This window comes from Desulfosporosinus hippei DSM 8344 (assembly GCF_900100785.1).
GTDB classification, from domain to species: Bacteria; Bacillota; Desulfitobacteriia; order Desulfitobacteriales; family Desulfitobacteriaceae; genus Desulfosporosinus; species Desulfosporosinus hippei.
In genome coordinates, this window is sequence record NZ_FNCP01000022.1 from 49,841 (window position 1) to 73,653 (window position 23,813).

Here is a 23,813-nt window from a genome sequence, read left to right on the forward strand (position 1 = left end):
AACCTCCTTAGAAATTCTTTTTACTATCTAAGAGTATCGTCACAGGTCCATTATTAACCAGTTCAACGTCCATCTCTGCCTGGAAGACCCCAGTCTCAACCTTTAGGCCATAACTTCGAGCTCTCTCTACGCCTTGATTGAACAAAGCCTTAGCCTGATCCGGTGGCGCAGCCGTTGAAAAGCTGGGGCGTTTCCCCTTACGGCAATCACCATAAAGAGTAAATTGGGATACCATAAGAATTTCTCCCCCCACGTCTTGAACAGAGCGATTCATTTTTGCCTCTTGGTCTTCGAAAATTCGTAGTCCTACCAGTTTGTCGATCATCCAGTTTAAATCCTCAGTTCCGTCGTCCTGACCGACAGCCAGTAACACCAAAAGACCCTCAGCAATATTTCCCACCCTTTCACCGTTTACGGTTACAGAAGCACTTTTTACACGCTGAATGACACTGCGCATTTAGGTTCCTCCTGAATGGATTCGCTTGACCTCAGTGATGTCTTTCACCTTACGAATTTTTTGCATAACCATTTTAAGGTGCTCTAGATTCCTAATCTCAATTCGCAACTGGATATGAGCCACATCCCCTTTACCAACTCGAGCATTGATCCCAAGAATATGTGTGCGGGTATCTAAAACTGTATTCATAACCTCTGTGACCAGACGCGGCTTATCCATGCCGTAGATTTGGATATCGACAGGGTAAGTGGAGTCTGCTTGTTCTGCCCACATAACCTCAACGATCCGATTACTTTCTTCATCAGAGTGACTAAGGACATTGCTACAATCCTCACGATGAATAGAAACTCCTCGCCCACGGGTAATGTAACCCATGATCAAATCACCAGGCAGAGGATTACAACACTGGGCAAAACGTATCAGTACATTATCGACACCTTTAACCCTAACCCCATGGGATGCTTTGCCGTAAGAAATCTGAGCCGGTGCTTTACCTTCCCCCTGTTGAAGGGCGGCTAGCTGCATTTTCTCTCGTTCTTCTTTGGTAAGATCCTCACGCAAGCGCATTAAAACTTTATTGGTGGTAAGTACGCCATCTCCTATGGAAGCGTATAGATCATCCAATCCAACAAAGTTGTAATTCCTCCCAATAACCATAAGACTTTCCGGCTTGAGGACAGCTGCGGGATCCAGGCCTAACTTACGCACCTCACGCTCCAAGTTTTCACGCCCGCGTATGATATTATCTTCACGCTGTTCTTTCTTAAACCATTGACGAATTCGATTTTTAGCTTGTGACGTTTTAACAAAAGACAGCCAATCTCGGCTGGGGCCGCTCCCTTGCTTCGAGGTAAGGATTTCTAAAATATCGCCATTGTTTAATTTTGTCTCAAGCGGAACAATTCGACCATTGATCTTAGCACCTACACAGCGGTGTCCCACATCCGTGTGAACCCGATATGCAAAGTCTACCGGACAGGAGTCTGCAGGCAATTCAACCACATCACCCTTAGGCGTAAACACAAAGACCGTATCGGCAAACAAGTCAATTTTTAAGGACTCCATAAATTCTCCGGCGTCCCGAGAATCATGCTGCCATTCCAACAGTTGACGCAACCAGGAGAGTTTTTGCTCGAAATTTACACTCGTTGTTTTGTTACCACAGTCTTTGCCACTCGATCCCTTGGTAGCGCACTCTTTGTTACTTCCTTCCTTGTACTTCCAATGCGCAGCAATTCCATATTCTGAAGTTCGGTGCATCTCGCAGGTTCGGATTTGGATTTCAAAAGGTTCTCCGTGCAGTCCAATTAGGGTAGTATGCAACGATTGATACATATTCGGCTTAGGCATGGCAATGTAATCTTTAAATCGACCGGGTATTGGCTTCCACATAGTATGGATGATCCCTAAGGCACCATAGCAATCGTTAACAGAGTCTACAATTACTCTAATTGCCATTAAGTCGTAGATTTCACTCAGGTCTTTGTTCTGAGTCGTCATTTTACGATAGATGCTGTAAAAATGTTTTGGACGCCCGGCAATATCAGCAAAAATCTCCACTTCATCCAGACGTTCTCGCATTTGCACAATAACTTCATTGATATAGGCTTCACGCTCTCGCCGTTTGAGCGCTATTCCTTCAACAAGGTCATAGTATTCCTGGGGCTTTAGATATCGAAAGGAAAGATCCTCCAACTCCCATTTAATTCGAAAAATACCTAAACGGTTAGCTAAAGGGGCAAATATCTCTAGAGTTTCCTGAGCAATTTCCTTTTGTTTTTGCTCTGAGTGATATTTTAAAGTGCGCATGTTATGCAGGCGATCAGCTAGTTTAATGAGAATGACTCGAATGTCTTTAGCCATTGCTAAAAACATTTTTCGTAAATTTTCTACTTGTTGTTCGACCTTACTCTTATACTCGATTCGCCCGAGTTTAGTGACACCGTCAACAAGCAAAGCAATCTCTGATCCAAATTCCTTTTCTATATCAGCAATAGTAAATTCAGTATCCTCTACTACATCATGAAGCAAGGAGGCTGCAATTGTGGCCTCATCCATTTCAAGTTCAACCAAGATCTGGGCAACTTCTAAGGGGTGTAAGATATAATCTTCCCCTGAGTTGCGAAGTTGGTTCCTATGCGCTACTTCAGCAAAGTGATAGGCCTTATCCACAATACCTATCCGTGATTGCGGAAACTTCTTTTTCATTTTTACTAATAATTCTGGGAAGGACATAGGTGAACTCCTCTCATCCTTGCAATAACACTTGATCTACCACTCAGAAAGCTGCAAATCTAATACTCTACCAGTGAAAAAACCGGGTAATCGATCAGCTTCTCACGGCCATTTAAGAATGCCAATTCAATTAGAAAACCCATGCCAACCACGTCTGCCCCAATCTTTCGGATCAAATTTGCTGTTGCCAACATTGTTCCGCCAGTTGCTAACAGATCATCAACCATAACTACTCGTTCTCCAGGCTTTATAGCATCTGCATGTACTTCTAATGTATCAAATCCATATTCTAAAGCATATGTCTCAGAAATTGTTTTTGAAGGCAATTTACCGGGTTTGCGAACAGGAACAAACCCTACTCCTAAGGCATAGGCCACCGGGGCACCAAATAAGAAGCCCCGGGCTTCAGGCCCCACAATGACATCAGGCTTCCAAGGTTTTATCTTTTCTACAAAAGCATCGATAGCTTGGTGATATACTTCACCCTCTTTAAGCAGTGTAGTAATGTCCTTATAGGAAATTCCCTCCTTGGGAAAATCAGATATGACGCGAATATGATCTCTAAAATCCATGTCTTTAAGCCGCCTTTCTTTAAGCATACTTCAAATTGAGTGCAACAACCTTATAATGGAGTAATTCTTACAGGACTTTAAGCGCTGAATTTAATAGTTCTTTGTGAAACTTTAATGCCTGTTCAAACCGTTCTTTGGTTAGGCGATAGCGCGAAGAAGAGTCCAGCTCTAATTTGCTTTTCGCGGGAATCCATTTTAGAAAGAACTCGTCTGATCCGCCTAGGCATTGGATAAGTCCCAACTCTTCAAATATCTTCAAGGCAGCTTTTTGAGCTTGGGATACAGTTTGATTCCCACCCCAAAGAAAGGGGTTAGCCGTTTTTGATTTGGTCTGGAGTTCCCGATATAATTCAACGAGCTCATCGCGAGATATAAAACAACAACGTTGACGAACTCTTTCCTCAAGAGGGCTTTCAAATCCTGCTAGTGCAATGCGAAATATACCTAATCCCCGTAATTTTTCGACACCCTCCTTGAAATCCTCACCTGTTAGCGGCAAACCGAGTATCATGCCAAGGTTTCGCTTAACTATTGCTTGTTCATTGACATCTAAATGCTTGTCCTGGATGAGACTTTTAGGGGAATTATCGCTATTAGGCAAATCATTCCCAAGTCGAAGAGTCGGCATACTCCCTGTATTGTCCCAAACCCATAAACCTTCTTTTTTTTGTACTGGCCATTCAGACCTCAGTATATATCTCCAATCTAACCATTCTATTTCCTGCTCCTCAAGTGTAGCAGCTACTTCCTGATTAGTGTATTTGATGAAAGGATCATTCCAATCTGCCTCAGGCTGGACATCCTTAATCATTAATTGAACATCCTCCCGCCCCCGAAAAGTATTCCAATCAAGAGCAAAAGCGGCATCCAAGGTTAGTTCATCCTGAAGTTCACGTAAACGTTCTCCTATTCTGAACGCAATTCCTTCTTGTTCTCCTTTAGATCCAAAACGAAATTTAATATGACTTTGTTCTTTGCCAACAGCACTCAAGGAATGCACAGGAATTTCCTTACAAGCTAGAATTGGGCCGGGATTGCCAAGTCCAAAGGGTGCCATTTGTTCAAGTTGACGAAGTAAGTCTGGAGAGACCATATTCAGAGTAACTAAGGAATCAACTCGTAAGACTTCTTGAAACAGAGCTTCATCGAAGGCTAATGCTTGCTTATTAAGGCCCTCTCTGAGTTTTCCGACATCTTTTGTAAGAAGAGAGAAGCCAGCAGCTTGTCTATGTCCGCCAAACTTTGTTAGAAGATGGGCCTGTTGACTTAATTGTTCTAAAACCGGATACCCCAGAATTCCACGGGCTGATCCCTTAGCCTCATCTCCATCTTCCGAGATCATAAAAACCGGTCGATAATACCGTTCTACCAAGCGGGAGGCCACAATCCCCACAACCCCATGATGCCAATTTTCTGCTGAAAGAACGATAACTCTGGGCAACGGTTTACCCTCTAATAAGGAAACGGCTTCTGCTAGGATCTCCTTTTCCGTTTCCTGACGCATTTGGTTTTCTTTGGTTAACTGCCGAGCAAGTTCAGTAGCTCGTTCGGCATCCTCGGATAAGAGCAGTTCCAACCCCGCTCGGGCGCTATCCATTCGTCCGGCAGCGTTGATTCTGGGAGCAACCATAAAGCCGATCTGTCCAGCTTTAAGAGGTTTATCCTTTAAACCACACTCCTCGAGAAGAGCAGCTAGGCCAGGGTGATTGGTTTCTTCCATTTGGCGAAGACCATAATGAACCAGAATCCGGTTTTCCCCAACTACTGGGACAAGATCTGCAATAGTCCCTAAAGCAACTAAATCTAAAAGATACATTTCCGTTTGAATGCCTACTTCAAGGTTTCCCAGAGATTGTAACAAGGCCTGAGCCAATTTAAACGCTACCCCAACTCCGGCTAAATCACGAAATGGGTAACCTGAATTTTCAAGCTTCGGATTGATAATAGCAAAGGCCTCCGGCAAGACTTGACCGGGTTCATGGTGATCAGTAATGATGATATCAATATTACTGGTTTTTGCTTGGATTACTTCGGCGACTGCTGTAATTCCACAGTCAACCGTAATTATTACGCTCACTCCCACCTTAGCCGCACGCTCAACAGCCTCAGCATGGAGACCATAACCTTCATCTTGGCGGTGAGGGATATAGGCTACCGCTTGAAAACCCAGATCTATAAGTACTTTATATAATAAAGTGGTACTTGTCACTCCATCAACATCATAATCTCCGTAAATAAGTATCTTTTCCTGACGCTTTAGGGCTAAAGTTAATCTCTTTATGGTTTTCCTCATATCACAAAAACAGAAAGGGGAATTTAGATTTAGGAGCGTAGGATGTAAAAATTCAATAGCCTCTTCCGGCTTTTCGTACCCTCTTTGAACCAGTATCTCTGAGACAATCGGGGAAACCCCTAATAAACTTCCCAGTGTTTCCGACCTACGTCCGGAAGATTGCGGTACCGACCATATGCGTTTCACAAATATCTCCTCCAGACTTTCATTATAGAACAGCGCAAAAATTGCAGCAACCATTATCAATGGTCGACCAGCCCACCGATGATTGTTCGAAATGATGGCCGAACCAACTCTCACTCAATTATGCCTCACTTATCTCTCTTTATCTCGAACTTCTGACCTCAGATTACTCCTTCGGGGTCTATAACCGCAGCGCTGACAGGTAGCAGTCACCCCATTCTCAACAGGGCATTCTTCTTCTCTGGTGCTACATGGTTCCGCATGAATCAAGACATAAGTTATCGATAATTTCTCATTAATCTCTTGTTCAATCCTATCACAGAGTTCATGAACGTCAACCACAGGGGTAAATTTGGCAACAACTAAATGCAAATCAACATGCCGTTCTGCTCCGGCTTTACGGGTCCGTAGTTTATGAAATTCAACAAATTCTTCCTCATAGAGTTGGAGCACTTCAGCAATAATCCTTCGCTCTTCGTCAGGCAAGCTAACATCAACTAGCGGTGCAAAGGCCTTTTTGGAAAGGTCAATCGCTGCTCGTATAATCATAAAGGCAACTCCAAGGGCAATAATGGGGTCAATTATAATCCACCCAGTAAATTTTATAATTAGTAATCCTAATAAGACCCCTAGAGATGTATAGACATCTGTCCGTAAATGTAAGGCATCCGCTTCAAGAGCTACTGAATCAGTCTTTATCGCAACTTTCATCAGACGTGAAGATACAATAAAATTCATAACCGCCGACACGGCCATGATTAGCAGACCTAATCCCAGCCCTAAATCCGAAACATGGCCTCCACTGCCGCTAAGGATTTCTCTGATTTTTTGAATCGCTTCAACGATTATCATTAGTGCTGCCACAAATATTAGCGCAGCTTCAATCGTACCCGAAACATTTTCGATTTTTCCATGTCCATAAGCATGGCATGAATCTGCAGGCTTCCCGGATTCCTTTACGGCAAAAAGAGCAATAATGGCCGCTATTAAATCAATACCCGAATGAATTCCTTCTGACAAGATACTAACGGAGCCACTAAGAAAGCCGATTATAACCTTAGATAATGTCAATATTATATTTGAAACGACTGATAATGTGGCGACCTTTGTCTTCTCATTCATGACAAACTCTCCTCACCAATTCTTTCAGTAAACGAGATGCTAAAGAATCTAACTACATAAAAATAGGACCCCTTATAATAAGGTAGTCCCGCAGATTACTCTGCTGCCCCAAAGCTGAAGCCCAGCTATATGCCTGACATAATAAGTTATGTATAAGATAACAAAAAATATACATAATAGCAAGGCTTTGTTTAGTCTCACTATTCCATTAAAATAATGTATATTTCCACTAAGCAGTGAGAATGTTTCCGTAAATAATCCCACATATTCCTAACATTATTCTTAAAATTGTCGGAGCAAAGCTCCATAATACCTGGCTCTTCTTACTTTTAGGAATAAGACCTGTGCCGAAAACAAAAGCCCATAGCAGTATAGCAATAATAGGTGTTGCAAAGGCACCAAACATAACTAAGCTTGTTAGCCCTCCTACAAGCCCTCCTACAATTTGAGATTTATTTGCTCTCTTTCCAACCGTAAACAGAAGTAAACTTCCCAGAAGCCCGCCAACTATTAGTGGAATTTCCCAATACCAAAACTGTGGTGCATCATAAGAAAGAAGGTTTATTCCGCTTAAAGCCACTATTGCAGCAAAGGTTCCCCAGATTCCTCCAAAGAAAATCATTCCTGCGCAAATAAGAAGTATACCCTCTAATAGAACTAGTTGTATAAATCCCAAGAGCCCTTTCCCCCCATTGTTTATTCGTGTTAGTATATCCCACCAATTACCAATCTAATCTTATAAAAAGAGTCACTTTGGAAATTTTGAATATAGCCCTTTATTTGTTAACACAGTTATATTATTCCACATACTCTGTATCAAGGTAGATCTAATTCAAACCTTTTCCAAGAATTATTTCTATATTGAAAAGGAGGTTTTTGCTATGTGGTGGGGACGTCGTTGGGGTTGGGGTTTCCCTTGGTTTGGCTTTGGCTTCGGTCCTTGGTGGGGCTTTCGCCGCTGGTGGTGGTAGGCCGTAAACTCAGGGATAATCCTGATATGTTCAAACTTTAATCTTATGTTGATATATTAATTTGATTCTAGCCTTCTATATTATGACTCTTTTTAAATTTACAGATAATGGCGCTGCAGCAATATGCCGGCGCCATTATCTATTTCCTTACTTACTCAACTAACTTAAGATCCTACGCTCTACTACCCCAATTCTGCAACTGCGTAAAGGTGTGAAGGGATCGTCTGCCATAGCCAAAAAAAAAGCCCCTCATAGCCAAGGGGCCTAACAACACTCTAATCTAACTTAAAATATAACTCCCAAAGCGATCAGAATCAAAACGGCAATAGCTATAATTCCAGCCCCAGCATACCCACCGGCACCGGCACAAGCACCATATCCGTACATGAACTTCACCTCCAAATGTCAACTGAAATGTGCTACAAACTTAGAATACAATTCCCATTGCGATAAGCAAAAGAATGATTACAACAACGATTGCAATTCCTGCACCTAATCCAGTGCCAACTCCAGCTCCTCCGAACATATTATGACCTCCTTTAAATTACTTTTTTGCTTAGAATATTACTGCTAAGGCAATTAAGATTAGAATAGCGATTGCGATAATTCCTGCTCCAATTCCAGTACCAACTGGGCCAGCTGGCGGACAACAAACGCCTGCTCCAGCTCCATAACCATATCCGTACATAATATCTCCTCCTCATATTTAATTACTTAAAATACGATTCCCATTGCGATAAGCAAAAGAATAATAACTACAACTGCAGCAATCCCTGCACCTAATCCACCTGCGCCTGCTCCAAACATACTTATGACCTCCCTTATCCGTTTTAAAACTCCCACTCAGCGAAACCATCCTCAGGCTTTTGCCATCGGAGGTTTCGCCACCGAAGTTTAAAGTTTTTTGCTCAACAACTCATGAGGGTGAGCTATTAAAAAATAACGCCTAAAGCAATTAAGATCAGAATAGCGATTGCGATAATTCCTGCTCCGATTCCATTACCTACCGGGCCAACCGGGGCGACTGGGGTGACTGGGCAGCATGCTCCACCATATCCCGCTCCACCAAATCCTGCTCCTGCTCCATATCCATATCCGTACATTGTATTTCCTCCTTATAGTTCATTTTTTAGAAGTTAGAAGATCTTTATTTAGAAAACTATACCCATTGCAATTAACAAGAGGATAATTACTACAACTACCGCAATACCCGGTAAGAAATTAGGTCCACATCCAACACCTTCAACACCTTCAACTGCTCCAACACCATATGCCATATTAGTTACCTCCTTATTCCAATATATTCTATTTTCTTGGGCTCACAGTAAGATATGTAAAAAACAGAAATTGTGTTAATATTTTCCATATAAAATTAAAAATAACCCTCTCCAAATTAATGGGAGCGTTACCTCTGAACTTAGCTCGGTTTTATCAAAAGCTTAAACTCCCACTTCTTGTAAGCAGGGTTCCCATGTTCACTTAAACTGTAAGAGCTCTTAGTAGTTTGAATCCTGAAGTCGTCGAGAAAACTCGTTTAGCCCCATATTAGCAAAGCAATAAACACGTTTCTGGTGCCATTTATCAAGGCTGGGGTCAAACCAACCCCGTTTTGTAGTAAAGGCCATCACATAACCAGTATCCTTAACTGCCTGCTCCACATCCCCAGTGACATCTCCGTAAGGGTAAGCAAAAAATCTTACCGGCAGGCCAAGACCTTTTTCGAGGGCCTCCTTGGAACTTAAAAGTTCATTGTATAGCACTTTTCTATCACATTGAGATAAGTAGGGATGACTTACAGTATGTCCAGCAACTTCCCATTCATTTGCCACTAATTCTCTAAGCTGTGCCCAGGATAAAAAACCCTCTCCATCAATATAACTTGACACCATAAACACAGTAGCAGTAAAACCATACTTTTTCACAATAGGAAACGCATTTGTATAATTATCTCCATAACCATCATCAAAGGTAATCACAAACGGTTTAGGCGGAAGTATTTCATTGTTATAAAAGGCATTATATAATTCGTTCAGACTAACACTCTCATAGCCTTTATCTCGCATGTAGGACATCTGTGCTTCAAACTGTTCGGGAGGCATTCTTACTTCATTACCTTCCTCCAACATAATTGAATGGTAATAAAGGACCGGTATTTGTTGAACTTCCTGAAGAGCTTGTACTTTGGCGGTAATATTAGATGACTCAATCTTAGCCAAACTAGGTTCATCCAAGGATAGTGTAGACTGAGAAGTGACATTTGAAGCTTTCTCATCACTACAACCACTAATACCAAGTCCAATCAGAAAAAGGACAACCAATAGTAGCTTTTTCACAATTTTGCTCACAGCGCTTGCTCCCTTTGCTTGAGATATTTAAACAAAATTACTTGTCGCCATTATTCTAACATATATTCTTAATTTCATCAGTCTTATATCCTTTGCTAAAACTTTATTTCTATTAAAAAGAGATCCCAAAGCTTAGCTTGAGATCTCTTTTTAATACGAACAATTATTTTGTAGTAGCTTGTGCCACCTTACCACCTGAGCGAGGCTTTTTCTTCATGTGTCTTTTTATCTCGACAAGTATTTGACTAGCAATGAAAATTGAGGAGTAGGCTCCACAAAACACACCTATTAACATGGCTAAGGAAAACATTCTTGTCGATTCTCCACCCAGGATAAATACCGCAAACAGAGAAATTAATACAGTTATGACCGTATTAACTGACCGACGCATAGTCTGCCAAACAGATTTGTCCACCATATCCTCATAACTGTCTCCCCGCCTCATCTTGGGTTCATTCTCCCGAATCCTGTCAAAGATAATCACTGTATCATTAATGGAGTAACCGACAATTGTCAAGATCGCTGCCACAAAGGTAGCATCAATTTCCCAGCGAAACAACGAGAAAACTCCGACAACCACAAAAACATCGTGCAACAAAGCTAATATTGCTGAGATAGCAAAGACAAACTGGAATCTAATAGTAATATAGATGATCATCATTCCCATGGCAATAATCAAAGCATATATAGCATTTCTGGTCAGTTCTTGTCCCATGGCCGGGCCTACCTTATCCTCTTTTAAAGATGCTTTGTCAAAGGCCCCAACCTTAGTCTCTAAAGCGTTCAGTAATTCACTTCGTTTGTCTTCTTCGAGGGCTTCAGTTCTGATCAAGGCAGCAGTGTCACCATTGGACAACTGTACAGGCCCTTCCAACCCAACAGATTTCATGGTATCTGATATTGCGGTTTGTGTCACGGCCTTATTAAAGGTAATATCGAGCATTGTTCCACCAGTGTAATCAATCCCCAAATTTAGCCCTTGGAGGAACAAGGAAATAATCCCCGGGATAATAATTAAAAGAGAGATTGCAAACCACCAAAACCGTCTTCTTACAATATTAAAATAAAGTGGATGTAATTTCTGAACCTCTTCATAGGTTGCTGAATGTCCAGTCTTCGTCATTACACATCCCCCCTAACGCCAAACCAGAATGTCTTCATCTTAGGGCTAATTCCCACTACCCAGCGTAATACCTGCCTAGTAAACGTAATCGCAGTAAATAAACTAACAAGAATCCCGATACCCAGGGTCAATGCGAATCCCTTAACAGAACCGCTCCCGAGGAGATAAAGAGTAAATGCTGCGATAAGAGTCGTCACGTGGGCATCAATGACCGTTATAAAAGCTCGGCTAAACCCAGACTCTACACCAGCTCGAATCGACTTCCCTGCCCGAATTTCTTCTTTTACCCGCTCATATATAATGATATTAAAGTCTACAGCCATCCCAATTGAGAGAATGAAACCTGCAATACCTGGAAGAGTTAATACCACCTTGAACCCCCAAAAGGCCCACAAGACAATAAGTCCGTAAACAATTAGCGAAAAATCAGCTACAACACCAGGTAAGCGGTAGTAAATCAACATAAAGAGAAATATAAAAATCAAACTGTAAATACCTGCATGAATGCTTTTGTTTAAAGAGTCTACACCTAAAGATGCTCCCACTTGACGTTTCTCAGCAATACTTAAGCTCACAGGCAACGATCCTGAACGCATGAGAACTGCATCTGCAGCTGCCTCATCTAAAGTAGCATAGCCGGTAATCTCTGCTTGACCGTTAAGAATCGGTGTGTTAACGGTTGGATTGGTCAAGAGTTCCTCATCAAGATATACACCTAGTCTCTGACCCACTAACTGGGTTGTTATATCACCAAACTTTTTCGCCCCTTCAGAGGAAAACGTTAAATTTACCACATACCCTTGTCCGCCTTGACCTTGTCCGCCCTTGGCATCTTTTAAATCGTCTCCTTGCAAGAGAACCTTTCCTTGAGCATCTCTAAAGGTTAATTTAGCGGTTGTTTTGAGGATATTAACTGCCTTATCCGGATCTGTAACACCTGCTAAATCAACAACAATCCTTTTCTTACCATAGTCTGCCTGGACGATCGGTTCGGAAACTCCCAGATCGTTAACCCTGTTCTCAATAATCGCTTTCGCTTTGTCAATATCGTCATTAGTAATTTGATTGCCTTCTTTATCCTGCTCTGCCTGAAGTACTAGATGTACCCCGCCGCGTAGATCAAGTCCCAACGGGATTCCATTTACGGGATCCACAAGGGGCTTAATCGATAACCCTGTAGCTACCGCTACAAGAAGCACCAGCACTATCAGTTTGATGATGTTTCCCCGTCTCATCTGCCTTCCTCCCTTTTATTGTTATGGGACTTGCCCATGCCAAACTCCATTATAGAACCTTCAAGTTTGCAATGTCAATCTTCGATAACCAGTAATCTGAGAAAATTAGGGAATACCACGGAAAATTTACTATTAGAGTAGCTTTACCTCGTTAATCTTTAATTCAAATTTTGTTCCTAAAAAAATTGCAGCTTTGCGGGAAAGAAGCATCCGTGCCAGAAATATCTCAAAGTATTCCATAACCGGACAAATTTCCGTGTCAATTGTTAGTTCTAAAGCAATACGTTCTTTGGGATAGACTCGCAAAAAAGACCGTTTAACTGCATAATTCACCCGATCATGAATGTCAAACTTTGCCAAATCCGAATTTCTTACTCTGGATCTGTGAACATCTGATTTATCAGCTAAAATCAAAGCCGCAGAAATAACATTAACCGGGTTACCATCTTGCTCATCATGATTTCCAATTGCCCCAATAATGATTGCGATTTCCTCGGAATTCATCTTATGGCGTTCCAATATTCCCGCCGCCAGAATTGCCCCGGAGTGAGCATGATCCACACGGTTCACGGCATTTCCAATGTCATGTAGATAGCCGGCAATCGCAGCCAGTTCACACTCCCTATCGGAATGCTCCATTTTCTCTAAAATATTTGACGCAATATGAGAGACCAGGCCGGCGTGCCTTAGGCCATGCTCTGTATAGCCTATGGCAGCAAGATGGCGGTTTCCGGCATCAATAAGAGCTTGTACATAAGGATCCGCTTTAATTTCTTGCAGAGTGACCTTTGTCAAAGTTTAACCCCTCCCAAAATTCTCATTCTATAACAATTGATACCTACAATTCCCAAATCGTCTAATAGCCCATAATTTGCCCAGGCCCCCACAATTATACCCAAACCAGGTATGAGCTGAAGTGTTTTTCGGAAATCTATGGCATCACGATACTCCCGTTGAAATTGTTCCCAATTAACTTGCTGCAAACTTTCTTTCTCCACCGGCCAATTCGCTATGTTCTTATCCCAATTTAGAATGACATTATAAAGTTCGGGGCGTTTCTCTTGACTTGAGAATGCAAGTTGAAAAACATATAACAAGAATAAACGCTCTCGATAATCTTCGGTAGAAAACCCATAAATATGCGCTAACTCAAAAAGAAATTTCATTTTAATTACGATAAGAGCCGGGAAGTCCGCTACCGCTAGTGTAAAGCCGCCTGCACCGGTTCCGGCCCCTTCTGCTGCAGCAACTTTTCGATATTTGGTTAAGAGGCTCTGGGCCTTCAAGTCGCGTTCTCGTAAGCTTATTCCATAAATTGTGGGACTATTGGGTACATACTCAAGTCCAAAGACCACGGATTTAATCAATCCTTTAACAGTCGCGGTAATTACAGTATGGACTTTTTGAGGTATAATTTTGTCATTTACCTTGGTTTGAATGACTTTTGAGGTTCGTTCCACCAAGCCCGGCCTTTGCAACAATTTCCTAACCCAGTGATTTAAATCTGCTCGCACATGCTCTTCATACATTTCTTCATTAATTTTAGGATCTTTATAGAAGGGCACAGTGTTCACCTCGTTTACAGTTATGTACAGTATAAGCTTAAAAAGCAAGTGGTCTTGCCACTTGCTTTTACCTATTCTTGCTTTTACATAAGTTTAAATCTACTAATAGAATGAACTACTTGTCCTTTTCTAACTCAATATCACGGTTCTCTACGCTTACTATGCCACTTTTAGCCAGCTCTATCTCTACTTTTTCAGCAATAAGCAACATTACAGAGTCTTCTTTGACTTTTGTGATTTTACCATAGATTCCACCGGTTGTAATTACCTGATCTCTGGTACGAAGATTATTCATTAATTCCTGACGCTTTTTAGCTTGTTTTTGTTGAGGTCTAATCATGAGAAAGTACATTATCCCAAAAAAGACCACAAAATACAGGACTAAAGTTAAGGTAGATTGATTCAACTTATATTCCTCCTTTATTTATCTCCTAAACTACTTCACCATATCATAGCAAAAATCCTTCCGAATTACTAAAAATATAAGTCGCTTTTGCTTACTTCTTGTTATTCATACCCATAATCAGAAAAGCACTTTTCCCGGTATTCCGGCAAACGGTCTTCCTTAATTGCTTCCCTAACTTCATGCATTAGGATCTGGAGATAGCGCAGATTATGAATGCTCATTAATCGAAGGCCTAAAATTTCTTCAGCTTTGAGCAGATGTCTAATATAAGCACGAGAATAATTCCGACAGGTATAACAATCACAGGATGGGTCAATGGGCCCAAAATCCCGAGCAGATCCTGCATTACGAACAATTACTTTGCCAAAACGAGTCAGTGCTGTCCCATTCCGGGCAATCCTAGTTGGCAGCACACAGTCAAACATATCGATTCCCCTCATAACACCTTCAATCAGTGCATCCGGTGATCCTACACCCATTAGATAGCGGGGTTTTTCTCTCGGGAGTAAAGGAACGGTATAGTCCAACACCTCATACATAATATCCTTTGGTTCTCCGACACTTAAGCCCCCAATAGCATAGCCTGGCAAATCTAATTCCGTGATCTCAGCCGCACTTTGTCGTCGCAGATCTTCGAACATACCTCCTTGAACAATCCCAAACAAGGATTGTGTATCCGTCGTAGTTAAAGTTTCCTTACAACGCTTAAGCCAGCGCGTGGTCCTCTCCAAAGAATCCTTAGCATATGTATGAGTACACGGATAAGGTGCGCACTCATCAAAAGCCATTACCACATCAGAGCCCAGAGACATTTGAACCTGCATTGATATTTCCGGACTTAGGAATTGACGAGATCCATCAATGTGTGATCTGAATTCAACCCCTTCTTCTCTTATAGTACGCATATCTCCTAAGCTAAACACTTGAAAACCGCCACTGTCGGTAAGAATTGCCCCATCCCAGTTCATAAAGCGATGAAGCCCCCCTGCCTCTCGAACCAATTCATGCCCCGGGCGCAAGAACAAATGATAAGTGTTACTTAAGATCATTCCGGCCCCAATTTCTTTGATCTCTTCCGGAGTCATAGTTTTCACAGTCCCTTGGGTTCCAACCGGCATGAATACCGGTGTATCTATAGTTCCATGAGGTGTATGGAGTTTACCTAAACGAGCCTTCGTTCGAGAATCTTCCTTAAGTATTTCCAAATATACGGCAGCCAAACCTATTCACTTCCTTCTTAAATTTAAAAAGCATTCCGAACCTCTGGCCAATTACATTGAGCTTTATAATATAAGCATAGAATCTCCAAAGCTATAGAATCTGTACCGCTCCTGAACAGCATTCTCATAGGCTTTTAAGATTAGTTCTCTCCCCGCCAAGGCACTAACCAACATGACCAAAGTAGACTTTGGAAAATGAAAATTGGTCAGAAGGACATCTACAATTTGAAACAAATAACCAGGATAAATAAAAATATCCGTCCACCCTTCACCGGGAATGACCTGCCCCTTCTGTGCCACAGACTCTAAGGTTCGTGCTGCGGTTGTCCCTACGGCGATGACACGACGCCCCTCTAACTTGGCTCGGTTAATTCGCTCCGCTGCTTCAACTTCAACACGATAGTACTCCGAATGCATGGCATGTTCACTGATATCCTCCACTTTAACCGGGCGGAAAGTTCCTAAGCCAACATGAAGGAGAATCTCAACAATTTCTATCCCCTTCATCCGGAGTTCCTCTAAAAGCTCCGGGGTAAAATGTAGCCCAGCTGTGGGGGCTGCAACAGATCCTCTCTCTTTGGCATATACCGTTTGATAGCGCTCTCGGTCTTCTAATTGAGCAGTTATGTACGGTGGAAGGGGCATTTGCCCCAGGTCATCGAGTATAGTTTCGAACATTCCAGAATAACTGAAATGAATCCTTCTGTTCCCATTTGCTAAAATTTCCTGAAGTTCTCCGACTAATATTCCGTTTCCAAAGCTTACTTTTTGCCCGATCTTAAGACGCTTTCCGGGTTTAACCAAAGCCTCCCATACATCAAGTTCAAGTCTTTTAAGCAAGAGAACTTCAATTTTTACTTCAGTTCCTTCTTTTTCCCCGATCAACCGTGCAGGAATAACCCGGGTATTGTTTAATACAAGGACATCACCTTTGATTAATAGTGACTTCAAATCCCTAAAAGTGTGGTGTGCTATTTCTCCACTTCCGCGATTAACAACCATTAACCTGGAAGTATCCCGAGGCTCTACCGGATGTTGGGCAATTAAGTCCTCAGGTAATTCAAAATCAAAATCTGAGACATTCAATCTTTCTTGCTCCTTCATTATGACTTACTGAAACAGTCAACTATACTTTGGATATAAGAACATTGTTATAATAATAGGTCAATATCTCTTGATATTTAAAACCCAATTGGGCCATATGATAAGCACCCCATTGTGACATTCCTACCCCATGTCCCCAACCTTGCCCCTCAAATATAAAGACTGCATAGGGCTGAGGGTTAGTGTTAGTTCCTAAAGATGAACTAAGGATTTTAGAAAGTAATGGCCCCTGCTCCTGCTCAGGCTGCTTTGTTAAATCCAGAAATCCTGAATATCCAGCAGAGTTAAAAGGCCCATCAGATATGGATTTTTCAGATAAACTACGGTTTGAAACAACGGTCTTAGCCTCAAATAAATTTCCTAAAAAAGCTTCTTTTCGTATTGGTTGACCAAAAGGATAGAAAGCTTGGACAAATGCTCTGCCTTTAACAATCGTGGTCTGACCAAATTCATCTTCCAACTTTACACTTTTTACCCTTCCTGAAGGGAACTTATCAAGTTCTATTTCTCGTACAGGGCCTAGCCCAAATGTTGAACCCAGGAGAGGCGCAGATACGATAAATCTCCAATGATTGACCGCACCTCCGACTCCTTTCGAGTAAGGGTCAGGATGGGATATATTATGGAGATCTGCATTTCCCCAAACATTTTTAGCATCCTCAGTATGCCCTCCACTATGTGATGAGTAGAGGGCATCGATGGGTTGCTTAGTCTGGGCATCTACAAGGATTTCCCCTCGCGTTGCTTCGATTGCCTGTGAGGCCTCTCCTTCTACGCTTAAACCTGAATAGGCTTGATGGATATCCGGCGAATCTGTGATTAGCTTACCATTACTTAGCTGTCTTACAAGATACGTTCTGGCAGCTACAGCCTGAGCCTTAAGTGCCTCAAGCCCTCCATTAGCCCACTCGTTGCTCATCTCAATTGGCACTACCCCTTTTAAGTAGTCTTCACTGTCAACTTGATTAATCAAACGCCAATGACCATCTTGCCAATTAAGTTGTAATCCCCCACGATAGCTTGCCGCTTTGCCCTCAGGAGTTTTAATCCGCAGACTCCCGGAGTTAAGGGCGATAATATCTAACAAAGAACCATCAACTACTCTAAACTCTTCATGGTTTATCCTCAAGACGGGAGTCCACCCTCCCCAACCAACCTGAAGAGTCGAGCCAGCGGAAAACTTATAGGATTCATTTCCTAATTTAAGCAGATAATCCCCTTTATCGATATCTACCTGGATCCACCCCGCTTGGCTAAGATTCCAAACAAGCTCAACTGAAATCATCTTTGCGGTGCAAGGTGCAGGCTGCGCCAGCACGATTAATAAGGATACGATCCATAAACAGAGCAACCGATACATCATCTGGAGCATGCTTTCACACCCTTAAGTTTGCTTTTATGCTCAGATTGCCCTTTTTCCTCATCATATATGCTCGCAAGTCAGTGACAGATATAACTACTCTGGGAAAAGCTCGGTTTCGGCACGACTCTGAGGCATCGGATACCCTAGGTGCTGATAAGCCCTTGCTGTAGCCACTCGCCCACGCGGGGTACGTTGTAAGAAGCCCATTTGCAACAAAAATGGTTCAACCACATCTTCCAAGGTAACCGACTCTTCTCCAATTGTCGCCGAAAGGGTATCCAGTCCGACAGGTCCACCAGCAAATGTCTTAATAATCGTCTTTAAGGCCTTTTGGTCAATTTGATCCAAACCCTCTGGGTCAACATCTAAGCGATTGAGGGCTTCCTTGGCAATAGACTGGGTAACTGTTCCGTCTTCCCAAACCAGAGCAAAATCTCTGACTCTCTTTAACAAGCGATTCCCCACTCTAGGTGTACCTCTTGAACGGCGTGCAATTTCCTCAGCCCCTTCGGCGGTAATTCTTAAGTGCAGGATACTTGCCGCCCTGAGAATAATTTCCTTTAAATCTTCAACTTCATAGAATTCCAACCGACTGATAACCCCAAAACGGTCACGTAAAGGAGAGGTTAATTGTCCAGCACGGGTCGTTGCTCCTACTAAGGTAAAGGGTGGAAGGGACAAGCGGATCGAGCGAGCGCTGGGTCCTTTTCCGATGACAATATCCAGACATGCATCTTCCATGGCAGAATACAAAATTTCTTCTGTTGCACTGCTTAAGCGGTGTATCTCATCAATAAAAAGCACATCACGGGGTTCTAAAGCGGTTAGAATCGCTGCTAAATCACCGGGACGTTCAATCGCCGGGCCGGAGGTGGTACGAACACTTACCCCCATCTCCGCAGCAATAATATTCGCGAGAGTTGTTTTCCCCAGACCGGGCGGCCCATACAATAAAACGTGATCCAGTGCTTCCCCGCGAGTGGATGCGGCTTGGATAAAAACGCTTAAATTTTCTTTAACTTTTCTCTGCCCTATATAGTCATTAAGGCGCTGAGGACGCAATCCCTCTCCTTCGCGATCTGCAGGCTGTTCCTGCGGCGCAACCAGACGTTCTTCCATATTCTAACCCCCTCTCGCAACCATCAAAATTTAATATAATACAGAGCAGAGTTGTTTGCAAATCCTCCACTGCCCAAACTATATTAATTCTTTCATATTCCCTGAATCTCCTGCTTTTGAGGCATAATTAAATGATTTAGCGTCCTTCTGAGACTTGCTACAACAAATAAAGCTACCCTCATTGGGCAGCTCTATTTGTTGTAAGTTTTAAAAATATATGGTTTTCAACCAGAATTTATAGAGAAAGTACTATTAGTGCCCTGAGGCGAGAAAACGCAGCGCCTTCTTTACTTGCTCCTCTGTCGTTAATTCCCCGCCGTCCTTTAAGGCTCGGCCCAGAGCCTGCCGTGCTTCCTCCAAACCAAATCCCAAAGCCAGCAAGGTTTCCAGAGCTTCCGAGTGAGGCTTAGACAAGGGTTCAGAAAACGAACCGCTTTCATTCGAAACTAAATTATGCCCTTTAAATTTCTCTTTCAGTTCTAGAATTAGCCGCTGGGCTGTCTTTTTTCCGATACCAGGAACCTTTGTTAATAAGTTAAGATTTTCACTTGCAATCGCGCTTTCAATCTGTATCGCTCCAAAGGTTGAAAGTAGGGATATAGCTGCTTTGGGGCCAATTCCTGAAACACTTAACATTTGGAGAAAGAGCTGTTTCTCTTCAAATGAAGAAAAACCGTAAAGAGATAAATCGTCTTCACGCATGACCACGTGAGTGTAGACGACAAGTTCTTGCCCGGGGTGTATCTTTGCTAAAAGTCCATAGGGAACCGTCAGCAGGTACCCAGTGCCCTGTACATCCATCACTAAACGCTCACCTTGGATTTCCCAAACCTTGCCCCGCAACATTCCAATCATCTAAATTCTCCAATCTTCTGGTTCAAAGAAAAGCTGTGCGCATGACATATTGCCAGCGCTAAGGCATCTGCAGTATCATCCGGTTTCGGAATGTCTTTGAGTCTTAATAATCCTCTAACCATTTGTTGAACTTGAGCTTTTTCAGCTCTTCCATACCCAACTACAGCCTGTTTTACCTGTAAAGGAGTATATTCATAAATTGGTATGCTGTGTTGTGCTCCTGTCAACAAGACAACACCCCGGGCATGCCCAACAGATAAAGCGGTTGAAGTATTGCTATTAAAGAACAATTCTTCTACGGCAATATGATCAGGTGTGTGTAGACGCAGATAAGGGTCAATCTGCTCGTACAGCATTAACAACCGTTCTGCCAAAGGCGTGTGAGCAGGAGTTCGCCAGCAAGAATAGTCGATTGGCCTTAAGTCATTACCCTTTTGCTCAATTAATCCATACCCCATAATGGCCGTCCCTGGGTCAATTCCTAAAATAATCATTTACGTCTTCCTTTCCATCCATATAGATTTCGACAGAAGACGGCGGATTCCCTTTCTCTCTTCTCTATTCTGTTTTACTCAAGCCATAATGATTCCGTTGCCGTGTCAATAAATGACTGAACTTCATCTAGGGAATAGAACTCAACTTTATGGGCCATTTCTACAATCTCCTCAGGCCAAGACTCCACACATAGGCCTGAGAGGACAACATTCCCATTCTCGCCGGGTTTTCCTTCGATCACAGAAAGAACTCCCTGCTCCACGCCAAAATGATAACTTTCTCTTTCGGAAGGTTCACTTGACAATTTTTGTTCCGAGTCAAAAGTATTCAACACTGAATGGGCTTGATCTTTGTTGGACCACCAAAAAGTTGCAGCAGGTACTATGCCGCCAATTGCCAAGCCAATAATAAGAACTAAACTGATGACTTTCCACTTAGACATAATGAAAAAAACCCTCCTGACTATAATTTAAATAACTATAGTCTTACCAAGAGGGCTTAATTTAATAATTTTACGTTACAAAAAGTGAACTCGTTCAACTACCAGCTCACCAATTAAGCCCTTCTGCTAATTCAAAGTTAGAATAAACCCCTTGAATATCATCATGGTCCTCCAACTTATTCATCAAATTAACAATCTTACGGGCTTGATCGGGATCTGTAATTTCAATGGAGTTCTGGGGAATAGGGCTAAGCACTGACTCTTCAATAGGAATTTTTTGGTCAATAAGAGTCTGTCGTACCGCCTCCATGTCTGAGGGTGAGGTTAAAACAACAAACCCCTCCTCGTCGGATTCAAAATCCTCTGCTCCGGCATCTAAAGCGATCATCATTAAATCATCTTCAGTTATCTTTAGCCCCTCACGTAGGATCCTAAGCTGCCCTTTGTCTTCGAACATCCAGCCTACACAGCCGGTCTCACCCATATTTCCACCATTCTTGGAGAATATATGCCGCACTTCACCAGCAGTTCGGTTGCGGTTATCCGTTAGGATATCGATCATAATCGCTACCCCACCCGGACCGTACCCTTCATAACGCAGCTCTTCATAAGTTGCACCTTCTGTTCCGCCAGCCCCTTTTTGAATAGCTCGTTGAATGTTTTCATTAGGAAGGTTTTGTGCTTTAGCATTTTCTATGGCAATCTTGAGGCGGAAGTCATTGACGTCTCCTCCGCAAGCCCGGGCAGCAATTAATAATTCACGGCCCAACTTAGTGAATATTTTTCCCTTTTGAGCATCAACCTTACCTTTTTTATGTTTAATGTTTGACCACTTTGAATGTCCTGACATTCTGTTAATCCTCCTTATGCTAATCACTATCAGATAGTTTAGCATAGGGTAATTTCTCTTGTAAAGGTATATTAAAACTTGTCAGTATACAGATCACTCTTTAATAACAGCAAAGCCTGCCGAAGCTTAAATGCATGGCAGACCCACTAGCCACCGATGCCAAGTGATTATAGTGGCCATTGGGGGTTATCAGCTAGTCTTGCTGGGGTAAGAGAATCGCCTGAGTGTAGGTCAAAATCGTCACCAGTGTCGATTTTGGATAGTCATTATGACGGTTGGACAAGCAATCATGCAGTACCAGTCAAAAATCCCCTCGTTCCGAATTTGACGAGGGGACACTTTTACTATTCTATCGATTACTAAATAGTTCCGTACTCAAATACCGTTCCCCAGTATCCGGTGCTAAGACAACGATGTTCTTTCCTTCACCCAAGGTAGCTGCTACCTGAAGGGCTGCGCTGACTGCCGCTCCGCAGGAAATGCCTACTAGAAGTCCTTCTTCGCGAGCCATACGCCTCGCTGTTTCCATGGCTTCCTCATTACTAACCTGTATAACTTGATCCAGGATCGACTTGTTCAATACTTCCGGTATAAACCCAGCACCAATTCCTTGAATTTTATGGGAACCAGGTTTCCCTCCTGAGATGACCGGAGATGAAGCCGGCTCAGCTCCGATGATCTGTATTTCCGGCAGACGAGCTTTTAGTACCTCTCCAACTCCGGTTATTGTACCCCCGGTACCGATTCCGGCAACAAAGGCATGGATATCCTGCAATTGCTCAAGAAGTTCTAAAGCCGTTGTCTTTCGATGAGCTTCCGGGTTAGCAGGATTCTCAAATTGCTGAGGCATAAAATAATCGGGGTTTTCGTTGAGTAAGCGCTTAGCTTCGGCGATAGCCCCATTCATTCCTTCTGCTCCGGGAGTCAAGATAAACTCTGCTCCATAGGCTGCCATCAGCATCCGTCGTTCAACACTTAGAGAATCTGGCATAACCACAATTAAGCGGTAACCTCGAGCAGCCGCGATCATGGCTAGTCCGATCCCTGTATTCCCGCTTGTCGGCTCAATTATAGTACCGCCGGGACGAAGTATCCCTCGCTCCTCGGCATCCTTAATCATCCCCCAGGCAATCCGATCTTTGACACTTCCGCCCGGATTAAAGAACTCCACCTTGACATAGACGTTAGCCATACCAGGCTTAACTATCCGCTGCAGACGAACCAAAGGGGTTTTTCCTATTAATTCTGTAATATTGTCAACAACTCTCATATCAATTACCCCATTTCATATCAATTTACTATGTTTTGATAATAGCAATCAATATAACCTTTGTCAAGTATGCCCTTTTAATCAAAAAAGATGTCAGACGTTCACCCCGAACAGAGACCACAAAGGGACGGTTACTCGTCTTAAGCTAACAAGTAAACCGTCCCCTGTTTAACCCTTCAGGCGTTCCTCTACTACCTCTACCAAAGCTTCAATCTGGTGAGGCAGAGGAATGCGTTGGACACCTATAAGCTGAACATTTCCACGTTGAATAGGCAGCAGCAATTTTTCTGCTTTGCTGGCCGAAATTGCTGTAGCCATAGTTGCTGTAATCTCTCCCAATAGGCCATAAACCATCATAATCGCTACTGAACCAACAATTATATCCACTCGCTCCACGTTATAACATATCGCTGACTCCCCAGACGCCCCCTCTGTGGCCCCTGACCGTAGCATGGCACCGGTTGCCAAGGCATTTGTACCAAGGGCAAGAATATTGAGATCCGGAATCTTTTTGCGTAATTGCTCTACAATGTGTTTACCAATACCGCCACCTTGTCCATCGATGACTGCTATCCGCATAATACCGCC

General features: G+C 42.7%; 25 protein-coding genes. All 25 read right to left on the reverse strand.

From position 1 onward, the window contains the following. Positions 1-7 precede the first annotated feature (7 nt). The 25 genes from dtd to BLS16_RS16970 all read right to left on the reverse strand — a co-directional run bounded on the left by dtd (position 8) and on the right by BLS16_RS16970 (position 23,804). On the reverse strand, positions 8-457 hold the full coding sequence (gene dtd, locus BLS16_RS16865; RefSeq protein ID WP_034597208.1) for a D-aminoacyl-tRNA deacylase: 450 nt from the start codon (positions 455-457) through the stop codon (positions 8-10). Then, entirely contained in the window at positions 458-2,692 is a 2,235-nt protein-coding gene (locus BLS16_RS16870; protein ID WP_092334840.1) for a RelA/SpoT family protein, read from the reverse strand. A 59-nt stretch (positions 2,693-2,751) separates the two neighbouring features. Continuing rightward, a complete protein-coding gene (locus BLS16_RS16875; protein WP_014901889.1) occupies positions 2,752-3,264 on the reverse strand; it encodes an adenine phosphoribosyltransferase in 513 nt (170 codons plus the stop codon). 67 nt (positions 3,265-3,331) lie between these two features. After that, complete coding sequence (gene recJ / locus BLS16_RS16880; RefSeq protein ID WP_092334870.1) at positions 3,332-5,743, reverse strand: single-stranded-DNA-specific exonuclease RecJ; 2,412 nt, start codon at positions 5,741-5,743, stop codon at positions 3,332-3,334. 129 nt (positions 5,744-5,872) lie between these two features. Beyond that, positions 5,873-6,862, reverse strand: a complete 990-nt coding sequence (locus BLS16_RS16885; RefSeq protein ID WP_092334841.1) for a cation diffusion facilitator family transporter — start codon at positions 6,860-6,862, stop codon at positions 5,873-5,875. A 229-nt stretch (positions 6,863-7,091) separates the two neighbouring features. After that, on the reverse strand, positions 7,092-7,538 hold the full coding sequence (locus BLS16_RS16890) for a hypothetical protein (RefSeq protein ID WP_092334842.1): 447 nt from the start codon (positions 7,536-7,538) through the stop codon (positions 7,092-7,094). Positions 7,539-8,389: 851 nt separating this feature from the next. Then, positions 8,390-8,521 carry a hypothetical protein gene (locus BLS16_RS24680; RefSeq protein ID WP_282433766.1) on the reverse strand — a complete coding sequence of 44 codons (132 nt, stop codon included), beginning with the start codon at positions 8,519-8,521 and terminating at the stop codon, positions 8,390-8,392. 244 nt (positions 8,522-8,765) lie between these two features. Beyond that, positions 8,766-8,936 (reverse strand): hypothetical protein, encoded by a 171-nt coding sequence (locus BLS16_RS23770; RefSeq protein ID WP_176786211.1) that lies wholly within the window; start codon positions 8,934-8,936, stop codon positions 8,766-8,768. A 48-nt stretch (positions 8,937-8,984) separates the two neighbouring features. After that, positions 8,985-9,110 carry a hypothetical protein gene (locus tag BLS16_RS24685; RefSeq protein WP_282433767.1) on the reverse strand — a complete coding sequence of 42 codons (126 nt, stop codon included), beginning with the start codon at positions 9,108-9,110 and terminating at the stop codon, positions 8,985-8,987. A 219-nt stretch (positions 9,111-9,329) separates the two neighbouring features. Then, positions 9,330-10,166, reverse strand: coding sequence for a polysaccharide deacetylase family protein (locus BLS16_RS16895; RefSeq protein ID WP_242876342.1), 837 nt, complete (start codon positions 10,164-10,166; stop codon positions 9,330-9,332). A gap of 175 nt (positions 10,167-10,341) precedes the next feature. Next, on the reverse strand, positions 10,342-11,301 hold the full coding sequence (gene secF, locus BLS16_RS16900; RefSeq protein ID WP_092334844.1) for a protein translocase subunit SecF: 960 nt from the start codon (positions 11,299-11,301) through the stop codon (positions 10,342-10,344). Beyond that, a complete protein-coding gene (gene secD, locus BLS16_RS16905; protein WP_092334845.1) occupies positions 11,301-12,536 on the reverse strand; it encodes a protein translocase subunit SecD in 1,236 nt (411 codons plus the stop codon). The genes secF and secD overlap by 1 nt, the downstream gene beginning before the upstream one ends. Before the next feature lie 132 nt (positions 12,537-12,668). Further along, positions 12,669-13,331 carry an HD domain-containing protein gene (locus tag BLS16_RS16910; protein WP_092334846.1) on the reverse strand — a complete coding sequence of 221 codons (663 nt, stop codon included), beginning with the start codon at positions 13,329-13,331 and terminating at the stop codon, positions 12,669-12,671. Then, complete coding sequence (locus BLS16_RS16915; RefSeq protein ID WP_092334847.1) at positions 13,328-14,101, reverse strand: EcsC family protein; 774 nt, start codon at positions 14,099-14,101, stop codon at positions 13,328-13,330. Before BLS16_RS16915 ends, BLS16_RS16910 begins: the two co-directional genes overlap by 4 nt. 115 nt (positions 14,102-14,216) lie before the next feature. Next, positions 14,217-14,507: a preprotein translocase subunit YajC gene (gene yajC / locus BLS16_RS16920; RefSeq protein ID WP_014901874.1), complete on the reverse strand. Its 291-nt coding sequence runs from the start codon at positions 14,505-14,507 to the stop codon at positions 14,217-14,219. A gap of 101 nt (positions 14,508-14,608) precedes the next feature. Continuing rightward, complete coding sequence (gene tgt / locus BLS16_RS16925) at positions 14,609-15,727, reverse strand: tRNA guanosine(34) transglycosylase Tgt (protein WP_176786212.1); 1,119 nt, start codon at positions 15,725-15,727, stop codon at positions 14,609-14,611. A gap of 63 nt (positions 15,728-15,790) precedes the next feature. Continuing rightward, complete coding sequence (gene queA, locus BLS16_RS16930) at positions 15,791-16,813, reverse strand: tRNA preQ1(34) S-adenosylmethionine ribosyltransferase-isomerase QueA (RefSeq protein WP_092334849.1); 1,023 nt, start codon at positions 16,811-16,813, stop codon at positions 15,791-15,793. A 40-nt stretch (positions 16,814-16,853) separates the two neighbouring features. Next, on the reverse strand, positions 16,854-18,203 hold the full coding sequence (locus tag BLS16_RS16935; protein WP_092334850.1) for a SpoIID/LytB domain-containing protein: 1,350 nt from the start codon (positions 18,201-18,203) through the stop codon (positions 16,854-16,856). A gap of 84 nt (positions 18,204-18,287) precedes the next feature. Continuing rightward, positions 18,288-19,313: a Holliday junction branch migration DNA helicase RuvB gene (gene ruvB, locus BLS16_RS16940; protein WP_092334851.1), complete on the reverse strand. Its 1,026-nt coding sequence runs from the start codon at positions 19,311-19,313 to the stop codon at positions 18,288-18,290. A gap of 252 nt (positions 19,314-19,565) precedes the next feature. Then, entirely contained in the window at positions 19,566-20,168 is a 603-nt protein-coding gene (ruvA, locus tag BLS16_RS16945) for a Holliday junction branch migration protein RuvA (protein ID WP_092334852.1), read from the reverse strand. Further along, positions 20,165-20,662: a crossover junction endodeoxyribonuclease RuvC gene (gene ruvC, locus BLS16_RS16950; RefSeq protein ID WP_092334853.1), complete on the reverse strand. Its 498-nt coding sequence runs from the start codon at positions 20,660-20,662 to the stop codon at positions 20,165-20,167. The genes ruvA and ruvC overlap by 4 nt, the downstream gene beginning before the upstream one ends. A gap of 74 nt (positions 20,663-20,736) precedes the next feature. Beyond that, positions 20,737-21,105 carry a hypothetical protein gene (locus tag BLS16_RS16955; RefSeq protein WP_092334854.1) on the reverse strand — a complete coding sequence of 123 codons (369 nt, stop codon included), beginning with the start codon at positions 21,103-21,105 and terminating at the stop codon, positions 20,737-20,739. A 106-nt stretch (positions 21,106-21,211) separates the two neighbouring features. Further along, entirely contained in the window at positions 21,212-21,955 is a 744-nt protein-coding gene (locus tag BLS16_RS16960) for a YebC/PmpR family DNA-binding transcriptional regulator (protein WP_092334855.1), read from the reverse strand. A 349-nt stretch (positions 21,956-22,304) separates the two neighbouring features. Continuing rightward, complete coding sequence (cysK, locus tag BLS16_RS16965; protein WP_092334856.1) at positions 22,305-23,225, reverse strand: cysteine synthase A; 921 nt, start codon at positions 23,223-23,225, stop codon at positions 22,305-22,307. A gap of 168 nt (positions 23,226-23,393) precedes the next feature. Then, positions 23,394-23,804: a DUF3842 family protein gene (locus BLS16_RS16970; protein ID WP_092334857.1), complete on the reverse strand. Its 411-nt coding sequence runs from the start codon at positions 23,802-23,804 to the stop codon at positions 23,394-23,396. Positions 23,805-23,813 lie beyond the last annotated feature (9 nt).

Excerpts from the sequence above, each read along its gene's own strand:
- BLS16_RS16960 (WP_092334855.1), bottom strand. The coding sequence starts at position 21,955 with ATGTCAGGACATTCAAAGTGGTCAAACATTAAACATAAAAAAGGTAAG.
- BLS16_RS16875 (WP_014901889.1), bottom strand. The coding sequence starts at position 3,264 with ATGGATTTTAGAGATCATATTCGCGTCATATCTGATTTTCCCAAGGAG.
- BLS16_RS16935 (WP_092334850.1), bottom strand. The coding sequence starts at position 18,203 with ATGCTCCAGATGATGTATCGGTTGCTCTGTTTATGGATCGTATCCTTA.
- BLS16_RS16955 (WP_092334854.1), bottom strand. The coding sequence starts at position 21,105 with ATGTCTAAGTGGAAAGTCATCAGTTTAGTTCTTATTATTGGCTTGGCA.
- cysK (WP_092334856.1), bottom strand. The coding sequence starts at position 23,225 with ATGAGAGTTGTTGACAATATTACAGAATTAATAGGAAAAACCCCTTTG.
- BLS16_RS23770 (WP_176786211.1), bottom strand. The coding sequence starts at position 8,936 with ATGTACGGATATGGATATGGAGCAGGAGCAGGATTTGGTGGAGCGGGA.
- BLS16_RS16970 (WP_092334857.1), bottom strand. The coding sequence starts at position 23,804 with ATGCGGATAGCAGTCATCGATGGACAAGGTGGCGGTATTGGTAAACAC.
- secF (WP_092334844.1), bottom strand. The coding sequence starts at position 11,301 with ATGACGAAGACTGGACATTCAGCAACCTATGAAGAGGTTCAGAAATTA.
- dtd (WP_034597208.1), bottom strand. The coding sequence starts at position 457 with ATGCGCAGTGTCATTCAGCGTGTAAAAAGTGCTTCTGTAACCGTAAAC.
- secD (WP_092334845.1), bottom strand. The coding sequence starts at position 12,536 with ATGAGACGGGGAAACATCATCAAACTGATAGTGCTGGTGCTTCTTGTA.
- ruvB (WP_092334851.1), bottom strand. The coding sequence starts at position 19,313 with ATGGAAGAACGTCTGGTTGCGCCGCAGGAACAGCCTGCAGATCGCGAA.
- BLS16_RS24685 (WP_282433767.1), bottom strand. The coding sequence starts at position 9,110 with ATGGCATATGGTGTTGGAGCAGTTGAAGGTGTTGAAGGTGTTGGATGT.
- BLS16_RS24680 (WP_282433766.1), bottom strand. The coding sequence starts at position 8,521 with ATGTACGGATATGGTTATGGAGCTGGAGCAGGCGTTTGTTGTCCGCCA.
- ruvC (WP_092334853.1), bottom strand. The coding sequence starts at position 20,662 with ATGATTATTTTAGGAATTGACCCAGGGACGGCCATTATGGGGTATGGA.
- BLS16_RS16870 (WP_092334840.1), bottom strand. The coding sequence starts at position 2,692 with ATGTCCTTCCCAGAATTATTAGTAAAAATGAAAAAGAAGTTTCCGCAA.
- BLS16_RS16885 (WP_092334841.1), bottom strand. The coding sequence starts at position 6,862 with ATGAATGAGAAGACAAAGGTCGCCACATTATCAGTCGTTTCAAATATA.
- ruvA (WP_092334852.1), bottom strand. The coding sequence starts at position 20,168 with ATGATTGGAATGTTGCGGGGCAAGGTTTGGGAAATCCAAGGTGAGCGT.